General features: G+C 56.5%; 13 protein-coding genes and 1 pseudogene. 2 read left to right on the forward strand and 12 right to left on the reverse strand.

Annotation, left to right across the window (positions count from 1 at the left end):
* Positions 1-144: 144 nt before the first annotated feature.
* Together FHT73_RS28725 and FHT73_RS28730 are read right to left on the reverse strand one after the other, a co-directional pair.
* A complete protein-coding gene (locus FHT73_RS28725; RefSeq protein WP_183716443.1) occupies positions 145-3,597 on the reverse strand; it encodes a chemotaxis protein CheB in 3,453 nt (1,150 codons plus the stop codon).
* A gap of 84 nt (positions 3,598-3,681) precedes the next feature.
* Positions 3,682-3,999: a metalloregulator ArsR/SmtB family transcription factor gene (locus tag FHT73_RS28730; protein WP_162711772.1), complete on the reverse strand. Its 318-nt coding sequence runs from the start codon at positions 3,997-3,999 to the stop codon at positions 3,682-3,684.
* 112 nt (positions 4,000-4,111) lie between these two features.
* Between FHT73_RS28730 and FHT73_RS28735 the strand changes: the two genes are divergently transcribed.
* Positions 4,112-4,747 (forward strand): hypothetical protein, encoded by a 636-nt coding sequence (locus tag FHT73_RS28735; protein ID WP_183716445.1) that lies wholly within the window; start codon positions 4,112-4,114, stop codon positions 4,745-4,747.
* 181 nt (positions 4,748-4,928) lie between these two features.
* On the opposite strand, the gene FHT73_RS28740 is transcribed toward FHT73_RS28735, so the two are convergent.
* The 9 genes from FHT73_RS28740 to FHT73_RS28780 all read right to left on the reverse strand — a co-directional run bounded on the left by FHT73_RS28740 (position 4,929) and on the right by FHT73_RS28780 (position 13,303).
* Positions 4,929-5,696 (reverse strand): IS6 family transposase, encoded by a 768-nt coding sequence (locus FHT73_RS28740; RefSeq protein ID WP_112611062.1) that lies wholly within the window; start codon positions 5,694-5,696, stop codon positions 4,929-4,931.
* 70 nt (positions 5,697-5,766) lie between these two features.
* Positions 5,767-6,066: a MurR/RpiR family transcriptional regulator gene (locus FHT73_RS28745; RefSeq protein WP_112611064.1), complete on the reverse strand. Its 300-nt coding sequence runs from the start codon at positions 6,064-6,066 to the stop codon at positions 5,767-5,769.
* A gap of 423 nt (positions 6,067-6,489) precedes the next feature.
* Positions 6,490-7,491 carry an inositol 2-dehydrogenase gene (gene iolG, locus FHT73_RS28750; protein WP_112611080.1) on the reverse strand — a complete coding sequence of 334 codons (1,002 nt, stop codon included), beginning with the start codon at positions 7,489-7,491 and terminating at the stop codon, positions 6,490-6,492.
* 37 nt (positions 7,492-7,528) lie between these two features.
* The gene (locus FHT73_RS28755; RefSeq protein WP_112611066.1) at positions 7,529-8,302 is read right to left on the reverse strand and encodes a TIM barrel protein; all 774 of its coding nucleotides are present in this window, start codon (positions 8,300-8,302) and stop codon (positions 7,529-7,531) included.
* A 1-nt stretch (position 8,303) separates the two neighbouring features.
* Positions 8,304-9,263 carry a sugar phosphate isomerase/epimerase gene (locus FHT73_RS28760; RefSeq protein WP_112611068.1) on the reverse strand — a complete coding sequence of 320 codons (960 nt, stop codon included), beginning with the start codon at positions 9,261-9,263 and terminating at the stop codon, positions 8,304-8,306.
* Complete coding sequence (locus FHT73_RS28765; protein WP_210290530.1) at positions 9,260-10,261, reverse strand: Gfo/Idh/MocA family oxidoreductase; 1,002 nt, start codon at positions 10,259-10,261, stop codon at positions 9,260-9,262. The genes FHT73_RS28760 and FHT73_RS28765 overlap by 4 nt, the downstream gene beginning before the upstream one ends.
* Positions 10,262-10,344: 83 nt before the next feature.
* Entirely contained in the window at positions 10,345-11,172 is an 828-nt protein-coding gene (locus FHT73_RS28770; RefSeq protein WP_183716449.1) for an ATP-binding cassette domain-containing protein, read from the reverse strand.
* Positions 11,173-11,183: 11 nt separating this feature from the next.
* On the reverse strand, positions 11,184-12,239 hold the full coding sequence (locus FHT73_RS28775) for an ABC transporter permease (RefSeq protein WP_183716451.1): 1,056 nt from the start codon (positions 12,237-12,239) through the stop codon (positions 11,184-11,186).
* A 98-nt stretch (positions 12,240-12,337) separates the two neighbouring features.
* A complete protein-coding gene (locus FHT73_RS28780; RefSeq protein WP_183716453.1) occupies positions 12,338-13,303 on the reverse strand; it encodes a substrate-binding domain-containing protein in 966 nt (321 codons plus the stop codon).
* A gap of 329 nt (positions 13,304-13,632) precedes the next feature.
* Here FHT73_RS28780 and FHT73_RS28785 point away from each other — a divergent pair, with 329 nt between their 5' ends.
* Positions 13,633-14,652 carry a LacI family DNA-binding transcriptional regulator gene (locus FHT73_RS28785; RefSeq protein ID WP_183716454.1) on the forward strand — a complete coding sequence of 340 codons (1,020 nt, stop codon included), beginning with the start codon at positions 13,633-13,635 and terminating at the stop codon, positions 14,650-14,652.
* A gap of 713 nt (positions 14,653-15,365) precedes the next feature.
* Here the strand turns inward: FHT73_RS28785 and FHT73_RS29685 are convergent.
* Positions 15,366-15,485: pseudogene (locus FHT73_RS29685) on the reverse strand (dihydrodipicolinate synthase family protein); the annotation flags it as partial.

Raw genomic sequence — 15,485 nt, forward strand, 5'->3', positions numbered from 1 at the left:
GCCATCGGCTGCTCGGTCCTCAATAGAATGCTGGCATGCGCACGCCCGAAATCCGTCCGCTGCAAGACTGCAACGCCGTAGCAACAGCATCAAAGTGCGGACTCTGAAAAACACCCGAGCCGCGCACCAAAGCCAATACGACGCCTACTCTGAACGCTCCAATGAAATTAGCCCCTCGGAGAAACGGTGCCGGAAATCATCCAAGCTGCTGCTATCTTGGATGGAAATGTCGGTCAGTTTCTGAACCTCCGAAATCAGGTTCGCGCTGCGAAGTTTCAGTTCGGCAACCAGCATTTCTTGCCGCGCCTGCAAAGCTTTGAGATCTTCCACGTCTGTCGATGTGGCGAGCCATTCCAGAACTGTGCCATTGTCATCGCGAACTGGCGTCGCCTGCGTACGAAACCAGCGATACGAGCCTGTTTCAGCGTTACGAATACGATATTCGATTTCGAAGCCGCCCATTTCGATCGCGTCTTCCCAGGTCTTCGTTGCTACCTCACGGTCGTCAGGGTGAACGACTTCGAGCCACCCCAGCCCATGGCTTTCAAGTTCTTTCTGTCCGGTGTAGTTCATCCACTGCGGACCAGACCACGTGAAATGTCCCCCCTCAGTGGCTCGCCAGACAAGTTGCGGTATCCCTTCTAGAAAGGCACGTTGGCGTAATTGCGCAGTTGCCAACGCTTCTTCCGCTTTCTTTATTGATGTGATGTCGTGGCAGATCCCGCCCAAATGGACAATCTTGCCATTGCCGTCTTTGATGGGGAAGTCGGTTGTGCGGAGCCATCGAATGCTGCCGTCGGTAGGCCGCTCGATACGGTAGTCGAACGTCACAAATTCTCCGCTCCGAACTCGGCGGAGGTTTTCCGCAGCACCGTCCCGATCCTCTTTCACGATCAACTCAAGCCAGCCGAGCATATTGTCAGCGCGCAGCGCCGCTTCACGGTCCAGGCCAAAGATTTTTTCGAACGCCGGCGTTAGATACGACCATTGCAAGGTCTCTGCATCTCGGATCCAGAGGATGTCCTGTGACGCCTCTCCGAATTGACGGAAGCGATTCTCACTCTCTCTTAGCGCTGCTTGCGCACGGGCTCGTTCCGAGACATCCACGAATGTAACGACGGTCCCATCAATCCTATCTTCCACGGTTCTGTAAGGCCGAAGGCGCATGGAAAATTCCTTGCCCCGCCGGCTGGTGACCTCTCGCTCGATCGGCACCAGATCCTTCAAAACCTTTCGCGCATCAGCGTCGATATCGTCATAGTCGAGAAAGTGTGTGAAGTCCGTGATTGCGCGACCAATATCGTGCCGGGTGATATTGAAGAGCTCGGCGACCGGTGCGGTAAACATCTTGATCCTGAGATCGGAGTCGAGAAAGAGGGTGCCGATCTCCGTCGCAGACGACAGGTTCTGTAGGTCGCTGTGCGCGGCAGATATGCTATCGAGCTTGTTTTTCAGTTCGGCGTTGACTGTGTGCAATTCCTCATTGATAGACTGCAGCTCTTCCTTTGAAGTTTCAAGCTCTTCGGCTGTCGAGCGGTATTCCTCATTCATCGACTGAAGTTCTTCGTTGGCCGCACGGAGCTCCTGGACGAGTGCCTCGTGCCCGTTTCGGCTCATCATCAAGGCTTCTTGTGAAGCTTTCAGCTCGGCGTAAATGCGACGCACCTCATCGGGTCGGGTGTCAGAAGGCTGGGCAGCCTCCTCATTTTCGTGCACGATACCGCCATCCAGGAAGAACACGAGCGCTTGAGTGGCCTTGTCCGTCTCGTTCGTAACCGGAGTAACTTGTAATGCGACGCGCCGTTTGCCGTGGTCGAAGGCGACAACCGTCGGAAATGTCAACGACGGCTCCCCCGATTCTAGTGCGCGTGCAAGCGCGATGCCAAGGCCCAGGCGCAACTCCGGTCTTACAACCGCCGTCAGTGACCGTGAGACTGGGCCTGCAGAATGGAGAAGGAAGCGACCGGCAGTTGGGGAAAGATGCAGGATATTCTCGCTGTCATCGAGGAGCGCGCTAGCCGGCGCGTGTTGCTCCAATGACGCGACGTGGAGAGCCGCAGGCAGAGCTCCCCGATCGCTGACGAGCGGAATGGGACGGGTAAAATCTGCAAGCTGTTCTGAAACAGCAAACTGCGGAAGGATAGGAAGCAATTGGGTGCCATTTGCGCGGGCGCTGTAAATCCGCGCCTGTCGGTCTATTGGCGCAAAGAGATTGGCAGCGGCATCGACTGTTTCCGCCGAACCCAGGAACAAAAAACGCCCGGTTCGCAGGCTATAGCTGAACAGCGAGCAAATCTGGGCTTGCAGCCCGCGTTCAAGATAGATCAGCAGGTTGCGACAGGTGATCAAATCGAGCCGCATAAACGGCGGCTCTTTGAGAATGCTGTGTTTGGCAAAAAGGACTGTTTCGCGAAGCTCCTTACGCACACGAAAGTGGGTCCCCTCGTCGACAAAAAACTGCGCAAGTCGCTCTTGCGAAACATCGGCCTCGATTGATCGAGGATAACGACCTTCCCTGGCCACCGCCAAGGCAGCTTCGTCAAGGTCTGTCGCAAAAATCTGCAGCGGTATATTTACGCTTTGCCGAGCCATTTCCTCGTGGAGCAAGATGGCGACGCTGTAGGCTTCTTCGCCTGTTGCGCAACCGACGACCCACACTCGTACGCTATCCTCGTTTGCTGCATCGTATCCACTAACCAGGGGGCATATCACCTGGCGCGCCAGTGCCGCAAAAGCATGTTCATCCCGAAAAAACATCGTTACCGATATTAGAAGGTCGGAGAAAAGGGCCATTGCTTCGTCAGGGGTGGCTATTAGGTAATCGGCGTACTCGGTGAGCGTCTTACTTCGGCTCACCTGCATTCGACGAACGACACGCCGCATGACTGTGGCTCGCTTGTAGGCGGAAAAGTCATGGCCGACACGAGAGCGCAACAATGCGACAATGCGCCGAAGATCGCTTGCTGATCCCTTTACATCGAGAGACCGCACCGCGTCCTTGCTGCCAGCCACTTCGGCGAGATGCTCAATAAGGCGTGCAATCGGTGCAACGAAATCAGCCGCTCCTGTCGCTATGGCATTCCGCGGCATGGATGGGAAGGCCGCCTCTGCGGGATCCTGCACCATGATGACGCCGCCAGCTTCCTTGACGGCTGTGACACCAAGCGAGCCGTCGGTTCCAGCTCCTGTCAGCACAATCGCGACGCCGTCGCCGCGGGCTAGCGCCACAGAACGAAAAAACATATCGATAGGAGCCCGTTTGCCCCGAGGCTCCGTAAACGGTCGCGCTGCGATGCTGTCGCCCTCGATAACGAGTTCGCGGTCTGGCGGGATGACATAGACGCAGTTTGCCATAAGCGTCGGAGTGTCTTCTATCTGGTAGACCGGCATGCGTGTGCAAACGGAAAGAATCTCTCGCAGCGAACTAGGCTCGTCTGGTGACAGATGAAGAATGACGACATAAGCCAAACCGAGATCGGGAGCGATTAGCCTGAACATGGTTTGCAGAGCTGCCACGCCGCCTGCGGACGCGCCGATCGCACACACCGGTACGAAGTTCTGACTGCTGCTGGAGGGTTTCTCAGTAAGATCCGTCATGTAGCCTCTGTTATCGTCGACCGCCGCCCCGCGCAACAGTGGCTAGCGGGCGCGTCGACAATATATACTGAGGCGCGACTGAAGCTAGGCGGCTGACTTCGGGCTCCCGGAAATTTTGCCGATTTCTTCGAGTGTCGCCATGACTTTCAAAATGTCCTGTGATGAACACGAGTAGTAGAGATTTTGTGCGTCTCGGCGCACAGCAACCAGATTGGCGCTCCTGAATCTTGCTAGATGCTGAGACAAGGAAGACTGGCTAAGCCCCAGCTCCGTTGCGAGCTCTGACACGCCCCACTCATCTTTGGTGATCAGCTCCAGCACTTTCAGACGGCTGGGATTTGCGAGAAGCCCAAGCAGCTCCGCAGCTTTATCGGCATTGAACTTTATATCGTCTGTCATCAAGCAATCCCCTAAGAATTTGGGGTGAGAAAAAACACCAGTCATCACGGTTGATAAAGGTAATGTTCAATACCCTATGCTTGTATTAGGTTATACTATGCTATGAAGGCGGACAATGGGCCTTGGAGAGGGCGTTCAATTGGAGCAAATGGAGCGAACGAAGATTCTTACGTCGGAGATCGCCGGTCTCCTGTCGGATGTCCGGGAGAACATCAGCTTAAGCCGCAGGCTTTTGCAGGACGCGCCGAGTGTCCCGTCTGCGCACGAAACCGTAAGGCTTGTGATCCCCGAAATCGGCTTCTTTACGTGGTTTGTTGCAGGGAACCTTTACCATGGTGATAGCTTATTCGCGGCGCTCCACGGGATGGAGGCAGAGGACCTGGCGGCCGGTGTGGCTGTCGAGGACTTAATAGGCCGTATGGAGAAAAGTGACCAGCCTCAGGTCGCTCACGGGCTCTTTCAAGCCATCAAAACAGGAGAACGATGCCATCTTGAATACTCGACCTATCCCGGTGGAACCCAACGGAAAGTGGTGCTTACGGGCTGCTGTCTGAGAAATGAGCTAGGTCTAGCCTCATTCTTTTGCGGCATAGTCGTCGAGAAGAAAGCTGCCCTTGTTCTTGATGGCTCGGAGCCGTTTCAGGCTTACTGTGATGCAGCCTTGTCTTTGGCGAGGGAGCGGGGAAACCTGCTCGCAGCCCGCTACCTCAAGTCGGCGCTCAATTCAGTACAGGTGTCGCTTTGCTCTTAAAGGCGAGATGAGAGCTTTGGTGCGCGGCTCGGGTGTTTTTCAGAGTCCGCTCTTTGATGTTGTCGTCTAGGGGGTTGCCTTCCCGCAACGGACGGATTTCGGGCGTGCACATGCCAACATGCGATTGAGGGCTCTGTTGCAAACATTGCGAGAGGTTGGATAGGTGCCGTGTTCTCTACCCTCATGCAGCCTGAGTTTCGAGATTCCGGGCGAGCAGAGCTACGGCTTCCGTCAGGGCGCTCGGTCCGATGCCAAAAGCCCGTTCAACGATACGGGCTTCACCACGGGCGTCACCCGTCAGATTGAAAATCGCAGCCTGGCCCTTGCGCAAGGCTCGCATGACCTCGAAACCTTTGATCGACGCATAGGCTGTTTTCAGCGTCTTGAACCCTCTCACCGGCCTGATCAGTTGTTTCAGCTTGCCATGATCAGCCTCAACGACATTGTTCAGATATTTGACCTGCCGGTGCACAAGCTCGCCGGGGCATTTGCCTTCGGCCTTCAATTGCGCGATGGCAATGCCATAGGTTGGCGCTTTGTCGGTGTTGATCACGGCTGGCTTTTCCCAATCCTTCAGACCGTTCAGGGCCTTGCCGAGAAAGCGCGTGGCGGCTTTCGCGTTGCGGGTCGGAGACAAATAGAAATCGATCGTGTTGCCGAATTTGTCGACGGCCCGGTAAAGGTATGTCCATTGGCCACGAACCTTCACATAAGTTTCGTCGACACGCCAACTCGTTGATTGCGGACGACGCCAGTGCCAGCGCAGCCGTTTTTCGATCTCCGGCGCGTACTTCTGGACCCAACGATAGATCGTGGAATGATCAACAGGAACGCCCCGTTCACCCATCATCTGTTCAAGATCCCGGTAGCTCACCCCATAGCGGCAGTACCAGCGGACCGCCCAAAGGATGATTTCACCCTGGAAATGACGCCACTTAAAATCGCTCATCAAAAATCTCACTCAAAATCTTTGGTGCTCCTTCCGGCATCTTTGGAATTTTTGCAACAGAGCCTTCCTGTCAGCATAGGGTGTCTGCGGCTCGTATCGAAATCTCTCGGATCTGCTGACGGAAAACCTGTCGGAACTCCCTGAAGTTATCGAACCCGAGAGCAACGGCAACTCTGGCCACGGTTGAGGGCGACACTCCGCATCGGTTCGCAAGCGATTGCGCAGTGCCGAACGCTACAATTTCAGGATGAGCGAGAGCCGTGCGTGCGACACGCTCTTGTTGCTCCGGGAGGCTAAGCTTGGTTGCTACAATCATATCCTTTAGCTCGGCGATGGTCGTCAGTTTTCGAATTGTTTTATCCGTGCTCATGATCATGCTTCCGGTGCTTGTTCGGCTATAACTTTTGGGAAGGGTCGTTGAAGGTTGTCACCCCCGAACTTTGCCTGGAGGGCAGCACAGGCCTGCGCCATGTATTCTCTAAGCGGAGCAATCGCGGACTTACCCCCGCTTCGACGACGAGCCATCCGGCACAAACCACGTTCTCCACAAGTGCATGACCGGATCGAATTCAACGGAAACGTTCCTTCGGATGGTGAACGTTCCCGTCCGCACCATCGCTCAACCTGATATCCTGTGGCCGGTACCCGTAGTCGCAGCAGGTCGTTGATCGAGTCTTCAGCGGCGCATCCTCCGGCATCAGGAGTATGCGACGGCTCGATCCGAAGGTCGGGCCGCCGCTAGATCGGGCAGGAGGAGTTGTCCGACAGAGACTGTTTTGCTTTCTCTGAAAGCTCAGCCAAGAACCTCTGCCAATTTCACGAGGGATCCGGTCTTTGCAGACTGGGTTGCAGCTTCCGCCATGGCGAGCGCTGCGACACCATCATCGAGCGTGACCGGCAGAGCCGAGGCTGTGTTCACAGCGGTGACAAATGCTGCCCATTCCGCCGCATAGGCGGGCATGTAGCGTTCGAGGAAGAAATAGGTGGGCTTTGAGCCCGTCACGCCAGAGGTGGTGGACTTTACCACTGTGTTTTCCAGCATGTTCTGCGCCTGCAGCAATCCTTCCGAACCCAGCAATTCCAGACGCTGATCATAGCCATAGACGGCGCGGCGGCTGTTCTTGATCACGGCAATACGGCCATCGGCGTAGGAAAGCGTCACCACGGCGGTATCGACATCACCAGCGGCACCGATTTCGGGATCAACGACCGATGTTCCGACAGCCGAGACAGCGACGGGAGCCGCACCCAGGATGAAGTTAGCCATGTCGAAGTCATGGATCATCATGTCACGGAAGAGGCCGCCCGAGACCTTGATATAGGCGACCGGCGGCGGCGCGGGGTCGAAGGACGTGATTGACAGGAGTTCAGTCTTGCCGATTTCACCACGGTCGGCTGCTGCCTTGAGAGCCGCAAAGTTGGGATCGAAACGGCGGTTGAAGCCAATCATCACCGGCTTACCGGTAGCGACGGCCGTCTTCTGGCAAACCTGTGCCCTTGCAAGGCTGAGGTCGACAGGCTTTTCACAAAGCACGGCCTTGCCTGCTGTCGTCGCCCGCTCGATCAAGTCGGAATGGGTATCGGTGGAGGTGGCAATCAGCACGGCATCAATGGCGCGATCATCGAGGATCGCATCGGTCGAGCGAGCTTCGGCGCCATACTGGGCGGCGATCTTCTCAGCGGCGGCCTGATTGATGTCGGAGACAGCCGCGAGGCGGCTGCCGGGATTGGTGGAAATGGCGGTGGCATGGACGCCAGCAATACGGCCTGCGCCCAAAAGACCGACGTTCAGGATGGTGGATGACACGGATGATCCTCCTAGGAAAACAACATCAGATAGTGAAAGCGGTGCGGAACGCTTCAAGCGCATCTTCCGGATCGCCGGAGGCAAAGGCTTCCATACCGACAGGCCCCGCATAGCCCATCGCTTTCAGGGCTTTTGCAACGCCGTGCCAGTTCACTTCGCCCGTGCCCGGCTCGCAACGGCCGGGATTGTCAGCCACCTGAACCTCCCCAATCCAGGGCAGACAGGCCTTGCACCAGCGGATAAGATCACCCTCGCCGATCTGGGTATGGTAGAGATCGAGATTGATGCGCAATTGCGGGCGGTTCACGGCAGAAACGATAGCAAGCACATCAGCGGTCGAGCCGAAAGGGCAACCAGGATGATCGATGGGGTTGAGGTTTTCTAACGTGAAAACCTGACCCTCGGCTTCTGCCAGATCGCAGATGCGGTTAAGCGTATCGCGCGCCCGCTGTTCCATACCCGGCGCGAAGGCACCGATCTTCGGTATCGGAATGCCCAGTTCACCAAGCCCCGTGCCATGCAGATTGAGGCGGTGGACACCGAGGCGCTTGCCAACCTTCGCCGTTTCCGTGGCAGACGCCAGAAGCATCTCACAACCTTCTGCATCGGTGAGCCGACCTTCGAGATAGCCGTTCATGATAGTGAAGGTGGCACCGGTTTTTTCCAGGGCGTCGAGATTCCAGGCGGGCCAGTTCCAAAGGCCGACGCCGAAGCCCATCTCCTTCAGGCGGCTTGCCCGCCATTCGATTGGTCTGTCGCGCCAGAGCATTTCGGCGCAAGCGGCAAGTTGGAAGGTCATCTTAGATTTCCTGAAGTTTGAAATCGGCCGGTGCAACGGGCATAACACCCCTTAGTAGGGCCACGGATTTTTTAAGCCCTTCGAGCGAATTGAGAAGCACGTCCTCATGTTCAACGGAGAGCCAGCCGTCGTAACCGGCCATTTTCAGGCGATAGCAGAACTGGCGCCACCATTCCTCCCCGTGGCCGAAGCCGAGCGTGATATAGGACCAGGAGCGGGCCGGAATGTCGGTGAGGCTCCCATTTTCGAGGAGGCTGGTCACCGCCTGCTTCGGCGCGTTCAGGAATGTATCCTTGGCATGGACGTGATAGACGGCCTTCCCCAATGCCTCGGCCGCTATCAGCGGATCCGCCCCCATCCAGAACAGATGTGAAGGGTCGAGGTTTGCACCGACGACAGGGCCGACTTGCTGTCGGAGCTTCAGGAGCGACGGCACGTTGTAGACGCACTGGTTACCATGTAGTTCGAGCGCAATCCTTTCCACGCCGCATTCGTTTGCCAGCGCCACTATCTCGGCCCAGAAGGGCAGGAGCTTTTCTTCCCACTGGTATTTGAGGATCGCCTGCGTTTCCGGCGGCCAGGAAGAGACGACCCAATTCGGCATGGTATCGGACGGATTGCCCGCAGGCAGGCCAGACATGGTGCAGACCGTCTTGATGCCCATTTCGCCTGCGACCCGGATGGTTTTCTTCAGATCTTCGCCCTGAGCCGGATCGGTTGGGTGAAGCGGATTGCCATTGGCATTCAGGCTGATCACATCAAGCCCACGATCTGAAAAGCCCTTGAGGAAGTCCTTCTGCGCGACCGTGTTGCCCAGCATGGATTTGAGATCGAAATGCGGGGCTGTCGACCAGCCGCAAGTGTTGACCTCGACCCCCGAGACACCCATGCGGGCCGCATTGTCGAGTAGGTCATTGAGCGGCATGTCCCCAAGGCTGTCGGATACGAAACCCAGTTTCATGCGTAGAACTCCGGCTTGGAAATCATGGTGACGGGTTGCTTTTGACCGCAAGCAAGTGCTTTAACGCCTGCCTCGGCGACGACGGCAGCGGTATAGCCATCCCAGCAGCTCGATGCGAATTCCGGGAAAATGCCTGTCTTGACGAAGCCTAGGAAAGCCCGGTTCTGGCGGCGATAGGCATCGAAATAGCGGCTTCGCCAATCGGCATCGTAGCCGGTATGAACACCCAGCGACTGCTCCAGCCGTGTATAGGCGACATGGTTCATTGCCATGCTCGCCTGCTCGCCGACGAGTTCGGCACGGACATCATAGCCGTATGCCGCGTTGTTATTGATCTCGATATTGACGAGTTGACCATGAGAGGTTTCGAGAACCATGAAGACTGGTGCAACCCTGGCATCCGATCGAACGGGCTGGAAGGCCGAAATCGCGGCATATTCAGTTCCGAGCACATAGCGGACCACGTCGAATTCATGTGGCGCCGAATTGGTGATCGCCATTGCCCCCGTAAAGTTCGAAGCGGGCGTTTCCACATTGCGGTGGAAGTTGTGCATCATCAGCGCCCGGCCAAGTTTGCCGGTCGACAATGCCTGCTTCATCTCGCAATAGGATTGGTCGTAGCGCCGCATGAAGCCAAGCTGTACGAACCTTCGACCGACTTTCTGTTCCGCCTGCATAACCGAGAGGCATTCTGCCGAGGACTGCGACAGAGGCTTTTCGCACAGCACCTTCTTGCCCGCGTTGATGCAGGCGAGTGACAGCGGCGCATGTGTGAAGTCCGGGCTCGCGACGATCACCGCATCCACATCGGCGCGGGCAATCACAGCTTCCGGGTCAGTCGCAACGTCTGCTGCACCATGGGCATCGGCCACCTTGCGCGCCCGGACTTCGTCCATGTCGCAGACCACCTGAAGGCTTGCGCCTTGCATTTCCTCGGTGACGATCCTGGCATGATCAGCGCCCATCAGTCCCGCACCAATGACTGCGATACGCACCATTGGACAACCTCCTTCCATTCGGTTGGCGCAAGGCCCAACCGCTTCCGTTCAACACAATCCGCTACGTGATGGCTCAATCAGATTCATTCAGTGCGCGGGCGGGGCGGAACACCGTCATGGGTCTCCCTATAGCCTTCGATGGAGGCTTCGAGAGTTGCCATCGATTCCCCTCCGGCCATTAGATCGGCGATCTGCTCGCGTGATTTTTCCCCCTTTCGGAAGTCGGCCGCGATGGCACCCCGGATGAGCACCGCGAAGTGATCGCCCACGGCCATGGCATGCATCACCTGATGGGTGATGAAAACGACCGCGAGGCCGCGGCGTTTGGCCTCATTGACGATCCGCAGTACGTGCGCAGCCTGTTTGACGCCGAGGGCTGCCGTCGGCTCGTCAAGGATGAGGACACGGGCTCCGAAATAGACAGCACGCGCGATCGCGAGCGACTGGCGCTCCCCTCCGGACAGACCGCCGACCAAACGGTCCCCGTCGGTGATGCGAGTGATCCCCATCTTCTGAACCTCCCCAACGGCCACTCGGTTGGCGGTCGTGCGGTCGAAATACTTGAACAGGCCCCAGCCCTTTGTCGGTTCTGAACCCATGAAAAAGTTGCGCCCTATGGACATCAAGGGATAGGTCCCACCGAATTGGTGAACCGTAGCGATCCCCCGTTCCTGCGCTTCGCGGGGACTGGAGAAATTAGTGGGCTCGCCATCCATCAAGATTTCGCCACGCGTCGGCTGATAGACGCCGGACAGGGTCTTGATGAGTGTGGACTTACCCGCGCCGTTGTCGCCAAGCAGGCAGAGCACCTCACCTTCGACCACCTTGAGACTGATATCGTTCAGAGCATCAATATGGCCAAAGGATTTGTCGACGTTTCGAAATTCGAGAACGGGTTTCTTGGCGGACATTGTAGCTCTCCTTACTTCTTCTTCGAAGTCGACCAGCTGGTGGCCAAATGACGAAACGTGTCGTTGAGCAGGACGGCGATCAAAAGCATGACGCCGATGATCAAAAAGGACAGGTTTCTGTCGATTTCCGTGAAACCGATGGCCTGGGTTACGATCGAAAGGGTGAGCACCCCGAAGACAATGCCCATTACGGTACCGAAACCACCGGTCAGGAGAACGCCACCGACGACGACCGCGATAATGGTGTTGAAGATCAGGCCAAAATTGGCCTGGGATGTTGCGGAGCTGAAAGTCATCACCTGCAGGACACCGGCGAAGGCCGCCGACGTGGAACACAGCATGAAGAGGGCAATCTTCAACTTGGTTACAGGAATACCCGCGTTTCTCGCGCTTTCCTGGTCACCACCGAGAGCGAAGACCCAGCTTCCCTTCGGAGAGTAGTGCAGGAAGAAGGCGAATGTTGCGATGAGACCACCCCACCAGAAGACGGAAGAATTGAAGCCATACACCTTACCACCGAAGAGCGATTTTGCCCAATCTGGCGCGTGATAGAAGGAATTGGTGTTGTTGATGAAGGAGATCGACAGGTAGAGCGTCATGCCTGCCACGGCAAAGAGCGTCGCCAGTGTCACGATGAACGACGGCACCCGCGTGTGAGTGACGATGTATCCGTTGATGAAGCCGATCAGGGCACCGATGGCAAGAGCCGCAGCGACACCGACAAGCACAGGCATCTGATAGTGCTCGCAGAGGATTGCAACCGTCATAGTCGACGCGGGAAGTACAGCACCCGTAGAAATGTCGAGTTCACCAGCGATCATCAGAAATCCGACCGGAATTGCGATCATCCCGACCAGGGACGCGAAATTGACCCATGTCGTCACACCCGGAACTGAGAGAAAATTACGGCTGTATCCGAAAATCGAAAAGAGAACGAAGACGGCCACGAATCCCATGAAAGCACCAGCGGCAGGGGTGCGAAAAAAGGCCTTGATGGATGAAATGGTCGTCTCACTCTGGACGGCGGTTGTCTCAACGGTGCTGGTTCTCAGGTTTGTGGAGGTCATGTAGCAAAATCCTCAATCAACGCAGACGAAAGTTACATGGAGGGAGCAGGGCTGAAACCCGGCCAGTTTAGTGGCCAGATCTCAGCCTCAGGCCCGCCTCAACGCGCGCCGAGCTTGACGCCTGCGATTGCGGAAGCAACATTGGTCTTGTCGACAATCGCCGGGCCGGTCAGAACCCGCTTCGTTGCAATTGCAGTGCCGAACTTCAGGTTTGCGAACAGCATCGAGGTTGCGAGAAACCCCTGCAGATAGGGCTGCTGGTCGATGGCGAAGGTCTGTGTGCCCTTCGAAACGCGATCCAGAACCGAGGCGGACATATCGAAGGTGCCAAGCTGAATCTTGCCGGTCTTGCCCTGCTGATCGATGGAGCTAGCGGCAGCATCAGCGGCCCAGGCAGCTAGCGTGATGACGGCGTCGATCGACGGATCGGCGATCAGCTCGGACTTGATCGCCTCAGAGGTACCATTCATGTCTTGGTCGAGGTTGGCGGGAACACGGAGGATGAAGGTGTCTGCGCCGGCCTTCTTCGCGCCGTCCTGAACGCCCTTGCAGCGGGTTTCGAGGTTTACGGCTCCCGGGTTTTGGATGTGGCAGAGGATCTTCTTTGCACCGTGAGATGCGAGATACTTGCCGCCCTCGACGCCCGCCAGGTATTCGTCCGAGCCGAAATAGTTCAGCGAGCCGTAATTATCCATCTCGCCCTGCCCAGCGTTGAAGGAGATGATCACCACGCCCTTGTCGCGTGCAGCCTTGAGGGCAGGCGTTTCGGATTCCGGCAGCCAGTTCGGAATAGCGATACCCTTCGCCCCCTGGGCTACGGCCTGTTCAATCAGCGAAGCGAGATCCGGGCCAAAGTTGTCATAGTTTTGGGTCTGCATAAAGTTGACGGTGCCGCCATTGGCCTTGACCATCAGCGAGGCGTCGTCGACGCCCTTCTTGACCATGTTCCAGAAGCCATCTTGAGCCGAACCAACGATGACTGCGATATCGGTGTCAGCCGCATGAGCGCTGGATGCCAGCATGAATGCCATGGCTGCGGTGGCGATTTTCTTGGTGAACGACATGTCGAATTCCTCCTCAGGTTAAAGCCGCATGGCTGCGGCTCGACATATTTTTTTGGCCATGCGGCCGATCCCGGCAGGCTCGCGCAGGTCCGCGATCTCAACCAAGCGCCGTTGAGCTCCCTCGTCCAAATTGTGCGCTGGGCCTCCCCCCAAAGCGCTGACGGCTCCTAGATCGCTGAGCGCCGTCAACGCGCAATGAATGCTACGTTGACATCTTTCGGGTCAACATGGATTAATATCGCTTATAAAATTCATCTCAAATCGTTTCAACAACTTGGCTAAATGACATGTTGTGACATATCAGCAGTCATGGAAATGGAAATTTTGACATGAAGAGACCAACCATTCCAGACCTGGCGAGAGCGGCGGCTGTATCCGTGTCAACGGTCAATCGTGTTCTCTCCGAGCCTGAATCGGTCCGCAGCAATACGCGCACGCGCGTTTTGGCAGCCGCTGAGGAAATCGGCTTCTACGGACTTGGGACCATCAAGCAGGCGGCGAAGGCACAAGAGGTGATCCACCGTGTTGGGGTTTTGCTGCAGCGACGAGAGAGACGCTTCTATCGTCTACTTGGCGATTCAATAGCGCAAGCCGCGAAAGCTCATCCTATAGATCTTGCCGTCGAGTACATGGAAGATCTCACGCCGGAGAAAGTCGCAGCACATATTCAGTCACTCGGCGCGCGGTGCGAAGCACTTGCGATTGTAGCGCCGCAGCATCCCGCCGTTGCTGACGCGATCGACGCAGTTCTTGAAAGCGGCGTGCCGGTCGTTTCACTTATCGGCCCCCTTACGGCTAAAGGAGGCATCAGCTTTGTCGGACTCGACAATTGGAAAGTGGGACGCACCGCTGCCTGGGCATTTGACCGCATGGTGCGACAGCCGGGGAAGATAGGCATTCTTGTGGGCAGTCATCGATTGCGAAACCAGGAAATGAATGAAAGCGGGTTTCGTTCCTACTTCCGTGAACATAATTCGGGATTCACGCTGCTCGAACCGCTACCAACTTACGAGTCGGCTGTGGTTGCCCGTGAACATGTCGAAAAGCTGCTGACAGACCATCCCGATATGTGCGGGCTATTCATCTCGGGGGGTGGTGTTACAGGTGCGATAGCCGCGCTCAGAGCTACTCCGAAACGGGAAGACTTCGTCACCGTAGGCTATGAGCTTTTTGAAGATACGCGGGCTGCTTTGATAGATGGCACAATTTCGCTGATCCTGTCACACCCCATAGAGCGTTTTGCATCTGAGACAATTGCGACTTTGCTGAAAGCGAAGAACGCAAGTCCTGATAACGGAGTATTTAGGATCACATTTCCATTCGATATGTATAGCCCCGAGAGCGTCTGATGAGGACCTCTTAAGTTGGCCATGCAAGTGGCAGGCTGGGGTTCGCCTGCGTCTTCGCGTCCGCCTTGGGGCCGAATCGAAAGGTCCTCAACTATACGATGGACGAACTCTTAACGCCTACACGCCGATGAGGGAAGCCCCGCCGGCACGGCCGAAATCGGGCGCCTGCGCCAAAGTGGTATTTCCATCATTGAAAATTGGTGCGTTTCACAATTGCGCGCTCGGTGACGCGGCCCTTCGCTCGGCAGACAATCATGAACATCGCGATATTGCGAGATTCTCACCAGCACCTAAAAGTGTGGCTCCCCTATGAACATCGTCGCCTTGAAGGGACCGCTGTTTTCGTGTCGCATCCCACATTATCAATGACTTAGGCATCCGATCCAGCATAGTGCGATTTATGGAACTTCGCTTATCGAAGACATTTGAGTTCGCTAGCGGGCAGCCCGAGACGTACCGAGTTGCAGCTGATTCATTCATAATCCCTTCGCTCTTGCAGCTCGCTTGTTCTTGCTGAGGCCCCACAAGGACCGCACTGAAGTTCGCCCGACCAGCTTACAAGGTAGCAGCACCAGTCACGAACCCGCTGACATATGACGATTTCCCTTGTCACATACGTATGAAGCGGGCTGCGTCGAATGCGTTCGGACTGTCTGTAGCGGCGTACTTAGAACGTCGGTTCATGAAGAGGTCGCCACCGCCGGATACCGGCATCAGGCGGTGGCAAGTTCGCCTGCTTCCCGCCATCTGCGCAGCAAAGCGAACAACTCTTCGCGGTCCTTCTCATCAAGACGTGGCACGCCCGGAACGCGGACAGGACCGACATCGAGGCC

Source organism: Rhizobium sp. BK098 (genome assembly GCF_014193155.1).
Classification (GTDB): domain Bacteria; phylum Pseudomonadota; class Alphaproteobacteria; order Rhizobiales; family Rhizobiaceae; genus Rhizobium.

Excerpts from the sequence above, each read along its gene's own strand:
- FHT73_RS28725 (WP_183716443.1), bottom strand. The coding sequence starts at position 3,597 with ATGACGGATCTTACTGAGAAACCCTCCAGCAGCAGTCAGAACTTCGTA.
- FHT73_RS28740 (WP_112611062.1), bottom strand. The coding sequence starts at position 5,696 with ATGAGCGATTTTAAGTGGCGTCATTTCCAGGGTGAAATCATCCTTTGG.
- FHT73_RS28775 (WP_183716451.1), bottom strand. The coding sequence starts at position 12,239 with ATGACCTCCACAAACCTGAGAACCAGCACCGTTGAGACAACCGCCGTC.
- FHT73_RS28745 (WP_112611064.1), bottom strand. The coding sequence starts at position 6,066 with ATGAGCACGGATAAAACAATTCGAAAACTGACGACCATCGCCGAGCTA.
- FHT73_RS28735 (WP_183716445.1), top strand. The coding sequence starts at position 4,112 with ATGGGCCTTGGAGAGGGCGTTCAATTGGAGCAAATGGAGCGAACGAAG.
- FHT73_RS28770 (WP_183716449.1), bottom strand. The coding sequence starts at position 11,172 with ATGTCCGCCAAGAAACCCGTTCTCGAATTTCGAAACGTCGACAAATCC.
- FHT73_RS28765 (WP_210290530.1), bottom strand. The coding sequence starts at position 10,261 with ATGGTGCGTATCGCAGTCATTGGTGCGGGACTGATGGGCGCTGATCAT.
- FHT73_RS28760 (WP_112611068.1), bottom strand. The coding sequence starts at position 9,263 with ATGAAACTGGGTTTCGTATCCGACAGCCTTGGGGACATGCCGCTCAAT.
- FHT73_RS28755 (WP_112611066.1), bottom strand. The coding sequence starts at position 8,302 with ATGACCTTCCAACTTGCCGCTTGCGCCGAAATGCTCTGGCGCGACAGA.
- FHT73_RS28780 (WP_183716453.1), bottom strand. The coding sequence starts at position 13,303 with ATGTCGTTCACCAAGAAAATCGCCACCGCAGCCATGGCATTCATGCTG.
- FHT73_RS28785 (WP_183716454.1), top strand. The coding sequence starts at position 13,633 with ATGAAGAGACCAACCATTCCAGACCTGGCGAGAGCGGCGGCTGTATCC.